6 protein-coding genes are annotated in these 7,082 nt (G+C 66.8%); 5 read left to right on the top strand and 1 reads right to left on the bottom strand.

All coding sequences use genetic code 11. From position 1 onward, the window contains the following. Nucleotides 1-2: 2 nt before the first annotated feature. On the bottom strand, nucleotides 3-1,148 hold the full coding sequence (locus U5709_RS08215) for an ROK family transcriptional regulator (protein ID WP_321971621.1): 1,146 nt from the start codon (nucleotides 1,146-1,148) through the stop codon (nucleotides 3-5). A gap of 175 nt (nucleotides 1,149-1,323) precedes the next feature. On the opposite strand from U5709_RS08215, the gene xylB reads away from it, so the two are divergent. The 5 genes from xylB (at nucleotide 1,324) to leuB (ending at nucleotide 6,894) form a co-directional block, all read left to right on the top strand. Next, nucleotides 1,324-2,799, top strand: coding sequence for a xylulokinase (xylB, locus tag U5709_RS08220; protein WP_321973175.1), 1,476 nt, complete (start codon nucleotides 1,324-1,326; stop codon nucleotides 2,797-2,799). Nucleotides 2,800-2,802: 3 nt separating this feature from the next. Then, on the top strand, nucleotides 2,803-3,435 hold the full coding sequence (locus U5709_RS08225; protein WP_321973176.1) for a DUF4867 family protein: 633 nt from the start codon (nucleotides 2,803-2,805) through the stop codon (nucleotides 3,433-3,435). 59 nt (nucleotides 3,436-3,494) lie between these two features. Beyond that, nucleotides 3,495-4,994, top strand: coding sequence for a fucose isomerase (locus U5709_RS08230; protein WP_321971618.1), 1,500 nt, complete (start codon nucleotides 3,495-3,497; stop codon nucleotides 4,992-4,994). Between the two features lie 275 nt (nucleotides 4,995-5,269). Then, complete coding sequence (gene leuD / locus U5709_RS08235) at nucleotides 5,270-5,776, top strand: 3-isopropylmalate dehydratase small subunit (protein ID WP_321973177.1); 507 nt, start codon at nucleotides 5,270-5,272, stop codon at nucleotides 5,774-5,776. Nucleotides 5,777-5,778: 2 nt separating this feature from the next. After that, nucleotides 5,779-6,894, top strand: a complete 1,116-nt coding sequence (leuB, locus tag U5709_RS08240; RefSeq protein ID WP_321973178.1) for a 3-isopropylmalate dehydrogenase — start codon at nucleotides 5,779-5,781, stop codon at nucleotides 6,892-6,894. Nucleotides 6,895-7,082 lie beyond the last annotated feature (188 nt).

Below are 7,082 nucleotides of genomic sequence, written 5' to 3' on the forward strand. Positions count from 1 at the left end.
CCCTACACGCTCTCGATGAAGCGCTGGATCATGAGCTGGGCGGCGCCGATGGGCACGCCGTGGAACGGGTGGCGCGCGTGGACGGCGCAGGGCTCGCCGTCGGGGAAGGGGTTGATGGCCTCGACCGCTGCCTGGATCTCGCCGAAGAAAGGTACGAGGTAGCCCGAGAGCTCGCCGCCTAGGCAGACGTCGCAGCCGAGGGTGGTGTGGATGGCCTGGATGCCGCGGGCCAGGTGGCCGATGTACTCGTCGAGCACGGACTTGGCGGGCTCGACGCCGCGCTCCGCGTCCGCGAAGAACTCGTCGAGTGTCATGCCCTGTTCCTCGGAGAGCACGTTGCTCGAGCAATAGGCCTCTAAGCAGCCGTTTTGCCCGCAGGCGCACTTCTTGCCGCCGGGGACGATGCAGATGTGGCCGAACTCGCCGCTCGTGCCGCGAGGGCCCTCGAACGGCTTGCCGTTGATGATCAGCGCGCCGCCGACGCCGCGCTCGAGCGAGAGGTAGGCGAGGCTCGTGTCCTCGGAGTTGGGGAAGACCTGGCTGAACCCGCCGCAGTTGGCGTCGTTGAAGACGCCGGCGGGGAAGGCGAGGCGACGCGTGAGGTCGTGGGCATAGAGCTCCGCGTCCCCGAGCCTGAGAACCGAGGTGTTGAGGAGCTTGCCCATCTGCGGGTCGAGGGCCGACGGGACGGCGATGCCGATGCCGATGGGGCGGATCTTCCTCTGCTTGAGCTCGACCTCCATGGCGCCTGCGATGTCCTCGATGGCCGCGGTGAGGCTCTCGGCCGTGCGCTCGCCGGGCAGCGGCTGCTTGATGTAGAGGCCGGCGATTCTCTCGCCGTAGAGGTCGCACGCGATGCAGCGCGCGCTGTGGCCGGTGAGCGAGATGCCTACGGCCGCCGAGCCCTCGCTCGCTACGGCGAAGGTCTGCGCGCGCCGGCCGCCGGTGGAGCTGCGATCGCCGCCGACCTCGATGAGCCCCTGCTCATCGAGGGTGGCGAAGCCCTGATAGACGGTGGGGAGGCTGAGCCCGCACGCGTCGGCGACCTCTTGCTTGGTCATGGCTCGGCGCGCGTCGTAGAGGCAGCGGAAGATGACAGACGTGGCGGGCGTGCTCTTGGTTATTGCGCTGGTGTCCTTTGCGGGCATGGGGTCTTCCTCGGGGCTCGGGGCTGGCCGCAAATAATCGCGGAAATAGGTCGTTCACGGCCGATGACTCTTCTGGTAGTATTCTAGCAAATGCTTTTATAAAACGGCTTTATAGAACATTGCGCGGCGACTCCGAGGGGCACACCGCGGGCGCCGCGAAAGCTAAGGAGAGGCCATGTACTTCATTGGTATTGACTTGGGCACCTCTGCGTGCAAATTTCTGCTTATGGACGAGGATGGCGTCATCGCCAACGTCGTCAGCGAGAGCTATGACGTCGAGTACCCGCGTCCCGGCTGGAGCCAGCAGAACCCGGCCGACTGGTGGGAGGCCGTTCGCCGCGGCATCCCGGCGCTGCTCGAGGGACGCGACGCCTCGCAGGTCGCGGGCATCGGCTGCGGCGGCCAGATGCACGGCCTCGTGGCGCTCGATGCCGACGACGAGGTCATCCGCCCCGCCATCCTCTGGAACGACGGCCGCACGGTCGAGCAGGTCCGCTACCTCAACGAGGAGGTTGGTACCGCGAAGCTCCTGGAGTGGACGGGCAACATCGCCTATGCCGGCTTCACCGCGCCCAAGATCATGTGGATGCGCGACGAGGAGCCCGACAACTACGCGCGCATCGCCCATGTGATGCTGCCGAAGGACTATCTGAACCATCTCCTCACCGGCGCCTACGCCACCGACGTCTCCGATGCCTCCGGCATGCTGCTGCTCGACGTGGCAACGCGCAGCTGGTCAGCGCCCATGCTTGAGCTCTGCGGCCTCACCGCCGAGCAGCTGCCCCACGTCTTCGAGAGCTACGAGAAGATCGGCACGCTGCTGCCCGAGGTGGCCTCCGAGCTCGGCCTGCCCGAGGGCGTCGTGGTCTGCGCCGGCGCGGGCGACAACGCCGCGGCCGCCGTGGGCACGGGCTGCGTGGGCGCCGGCTCCATGAACGTGAGCCTGGGCACCTCCGGCACCGTCTTCATCCCCACGGCGGGCTTCTCGCCGGTGGGCGACCGCATCCACTCCTTCTGCCATGCCGACGGCAACTGGCATCTCATGGGCTGCATCCTCTCGGCCGCGAGCTGCAACGCCTGGTGGATGGGCGACGTCCTGGGCACCGACGACTTCGCCGGCGAGCAGGCGGGCATCGACGCCGCGGACGCGAGCCTCGACCTCCCGTACTTTTTGCCCTACCTCATGGGTGAGCGCACCCCGCATAACGACACGCTGGCCCGCGGCGCCTTCGTGGGCATGAGCATGTCCACCACGCGCGCGGACTTCACGCGCGCCGTGCTCGAGGGCGTGGCCTTCGCCATCCGCGACTCCGTGGAGATCGCCCGCTCGCTCGGCGTGGACGTGGCGGCCTCCACTGTCTGCGGCGGCGGCGCCAAGAGCCCGCTTTGGCTGCAGATGCTTGTCAACGTCCTGGGCATCGAGCTTCGCCTGCCCACCACCGAGCAGGGCCCGGGCTACGGCGGCGCGCTTCTCGCCGCGGTGGCCGCGGGCGTCTATCCGGACGTTGCCGCTGCCTGCGACGCCGTGATCAGCGTGCGCGCCACGGTTGCGCCCGATCCGGCCGTTGTTGTCGCTTACGAGGCCCGCTACCAGGCGTGGCGCCAGATGTATCCCGCCCTTAAGCCTTGCTTTGCGCAGATTGGAGCATAAAGAATGACCGAGATTCTTCCTGTGAGCGACCCGGCGTTCGCTGAGTACGGCGCCGTCTGGTCCAACGTGGACGCGAGCCTTATCGGCGCCATCGCCGATGCGCTCGAGGCCGCCACGCCCCTGCCCGAGGCCACCGACTACGTGCCCGAGGACCCTGCGATCCAGGGCCTCGAGGCCGCGACTAAGCTCGCTCCCGCGCTCTTCGGCGGCCTGCCGGTCGAGTTCGGCTGGTGCAATGGCCACAACCTCAAACTCAACTGCCTGGAGTACCACCGCACGAGCGAGTTCAACCTGGGGTCTCGCGACTTCGTGCTCCTTCTGGCCAAGCAGTCCGACATCGTTGACGGCAAGCTCGACACCACCTGCGTCAAGGCCTTCCGCGTGCCCGCCGGCGTGCTCGTGGAGGTCTATGCCACCACGCTTCACTACGCGCCCTGCAACGCGGAAGACGACGGCTTCAAGGTTCTCGTGGCGCTTCCTGCCGGCACGAACCTCAACGCGCCGGAGCTCCCCGCCGCCGCCGGCGATTCGGACTTGCTCTGGGCATCCAACAAATGGCTGCTCGCACACCCCGAGAGCGCCGAGGCCACCTCTGGCGCCCCCGTCCGCCTGACCGGCGTCAACATCAGCATGTAAATGGCAAATCACCTGCAAAAGGGACAGTCCCTTTTGCAGGTAGCAGGAGAGGAAAGAACATGGCATTGAAATCGAGCAACATCCCGAACGTCAAGCTGGGCATCATCGCGGTCTCGCGCGACTGCTTCCCGATCAAGCTCGCCGTGAGCCGCCGCGAGGCCATCGTGGCCGAGTGCGAGCGCGCCGGCCTGCCCGTCGTGGAGATCAAGCAGGCCGTGGAGTCCGAGGCCGACATGCTGGCCGCTCTCGCCGAGGCCGAGGCCGCAGGCGTCAACGCCCTCACGGTCTTCCTCGGCAACTTCGGCCCGGAGACCCCCGAGACCCTCATCGCCCAGCGCTTCGAGGGCCCCGTGATGTACGTGGCCGCTGCCGAGGGCGATGGCGACATGATCAACGGCCGCGGCGACGCCTACTGCGGCATGCTCAACTGCAGCTACAACCTGGGCATGCGCCATGTGAACGCGCATATCCCGAGCTATCCCGTGGGTACCGCCACCGACATCGCCAAGATGATGGACGACTTCGTGCCCGTGGCCCGCGCCGTCATCGGCGTCAAGAACCTCAAGATCATCACCTTCGGCCCGCGCCCGCAGGACTTCTTCGCCTGCAACGCCCCGATCAAGGGCCTCTACGAGCTGGGCGTCGAGGTCGAGGAGAACTCCGAGCTCGACCTTCTCGTCTCCTATCGCGAGCACGAGGGCGACCCCAGAATCGCCGACGTCTGCGCCGACATGGCCTCCGAGATGGGGGAGGGCCACTACTACCCCGACCTCCTCGAGCGCATGGCGCAGTTCGAGCTCACCCTTCTTGACTGGGCAGAGGCCCACAAGGGCGCCCGCAAGTACGTCGCGTTTGCCGACAAGTGCTGGCCGGCCTTCCCGTCCGAGTTCGGCTTCGAGCCCTGCTACGTCAACTCCCGCTTGGTCAGCCGCGGCATCCCCGTGGCCTGCGAGGTCGACATCTACGGCGCGCTTTCCGAGTACATCGGCATGTGCGCCACGGACGACACCGTGACCCTGCTGGACATCAACAACTCCGTGCCCCGCTACATCTACGACGAGGACATCAAGGGCAACTTCGACTACAGCCTCACCGACACCTTCATGGGCTTCCACTGCGGCAACACCCCCAGCTGCAAGATGTGCGCCGACCGCGCCGTGAAGTACCAGCTGATCCAGCACCGCCTGCTTGAGCCCGAGGGCTCCGACCCCGACTTCACCCGCGGCACCCTCGAGGGCGACATCGCCGCCTCCGACGTGACCTTCTACCGCCTGCAGTGCGACTCCGAGGGCAACCTTCGCAGCTACGTGGCCGAGGGCCAGATCCTGCCCGTGGCCACCCGCTCCTTCGGTGGCATCGGCGTCTTCGCCATTCCGGAGATGGGTCGCTTCTATCGCCACGTCCTCATCCAGAAGCGCTACCCGCACCACGGCGCCGTCGCCTTCAGCCACGCCGGCAAGACGCTCTTCGATGTGCTGCGCTACCTAGGCATCGATGACATCGCGTACAACCAGCCCGCGAGCCTGCCGTACCCCACCGAGAACCCCTTCGAACGCTAGTCGCTCCCCGCAGCGCTTCCCGCCCCTCTTGCCCCTTTGGAGTTCGGAAGGCTTCCAAACTTCGGAAGCCTTCCGAACTTCGGTTTAAGATTATATAACCGCAGGTAAACGACTTGCTGCTGCCGCGCTGAGAAGCGCCTGCGAGTTCGGAAGCCTTCCGAACTCGGGAAGATGAAAGCGTGTCGCATCAAGAGCCGCCCTCGCCGCGCGGACGGCCCCCGCTTCGCTACAATAAGAACATCTGGCCCGAAACCGCGCCAACGAAAGGAAACGCCGTGCAGTTCAAGGGAACCGTCTTCCGCTACGGCCGCGACATCGACACCGACGTCATCATCCCGGCCCGCTACCTCAACACCTCCGACCCCGCAGAGCTCGCCAAGCACTGCCTCGAGGACCTGGACACCACCTTCACCAGCCGCGTCAAGTCCGGCGACATCATCGTCGCGGACGAGAACTTCGGCTGCGGCTCCTCCCGCGAGCACGCCCCCGTGGCCATCAAGGCCGCCGGCGTCTCCTGCGTCGTTGCCAAGAGCTTCGCGCGCATCTTCTACCGCAACTCCATCAACATGGGCCTGCCCATCCTGGAGTGCCCCGAGGCCGTCGACGCCATCTCCGAGGGCGACGTCGTGAGCATCGACGCCGACACCGGCACCATCACCGACGAGACCACCGGCGCCGAGTTCCATGCGCAGCCGTTCCCGCCGTTCATCCAGGAGATTATTAACAACGGCGGCCTGGTGGAGCGCACCAAGCGCGTGCTTTCCGAGAAGAAGGGCGAGTAACCATGGCTTCCAAGACCTATCGCATCTGCAGCCTGCCGGGCGACGGCATCGGCCCGGAGATCATCGCCGAGGGCAAGAAGGTCCTGGCTGCCGTGGGCGCCAAGGCCGATGTCGAGTTCGTCTTCGAGGACCACCTGATCGGCGGCGCCGCCATCGACGCGTGCGGCAACCCGCTGCCGCAGGAGACCCTGGACGCGGCCCTCAGCAGCGACGCCGTGCTTCTCGCCAGCGTCGGCGGCCCCAAGTGGGACTCCACCGACCCGAACGCCCCGCGTCCGGAGCAGGGCCTTCTGGGCATCCGCAAGGCTCTTGGCCTCTACACCAACCTGCGCCCCGTCAAGATCTACGACGCCCTGGCCGGCGCCTCCACCCTGCGCCCCGAGGTCATCAAGGGCGTGGACATGGTCCTCGTGCGCGAGCTCACGGGCGGCCTGTACTTCGGCCGTCGCGAGCGCTTCTACGACGAGGAGGGCGCCGGCGCCAACGGTGCCCCCGGCCAGCGCGCCTACGACACCCTGGAGTACCGCGAGTACGAGGTCGAGCGCATCGCCCGCCAGGCCTTCGAGGCCGCCCGCAAGCGCAAGAACAAGGTGACGAGCGTCGACAAGAGAAACGTCCTGGAGACCTCCCGCATGTGGCGCGAGGTCGTGCACCGCGTCCACGACGAGGAGTACGCCGACGTGGAGCTCGAGGACCTTCTCGTCGACAACACCGCCATGCAGCTCATCAACCGCCCGGCAGACTTCGACGTCGTGGTGACCGAGAACATGTTCGGCGACATCCTCTCCGACGAGGCCGCCCAGATCACGGGCTCGCTCGGCATGCTGGCGTCCGCCTCCCTCGGCGACGGCGTGAGCCTCTTTGAGCCGAGCGCCGGCTCCGCCCCCGACATCGCGGGCCAGGGCATCGCCAACCCGCTCGCGCAGATCCTCTCCGCGGGCATGCTTCTGACCTACGCGCTCGACATGGTCGAGGAGGCCGGCCGGATCGAGGACGCCGTGGAGCGCGTGCTCAACGACGGCTGGCGCACCCGCGACATCGCCGACGCCAGCACCCCGGCCGACCACATCCTCGGCACCGCCGAGATGGGCGACAAGGTCGTGGAGGCCCTGGCATAGCGCTTGGTGCAACTCTTTGTGCAAGTGGCAAGAATCGCGGCCCGCAGGTATCTGTACCTGCGGGCTTTTTTGCGCATCAGGGGCGTCGCCTAACGGCGCAGGGCGCAAACGTTTAGAATCGAGGGCGCAAGAAGCGCCTGTTCGGGGGAGGCAACATGATCAAGGCCGCGTTTTTCGACGTCGACGGC

This window comes from Paratractidigestivibacter sp. (assembly GCF_963660155.1).
In the GTDB taxonomy this organism is placed as follows: domain Bacteria; phylum Actinomycetota; class Coriobacteriia; order Coriobacteriales; family Atopobiaceae; genus Paratractidigestivibacter.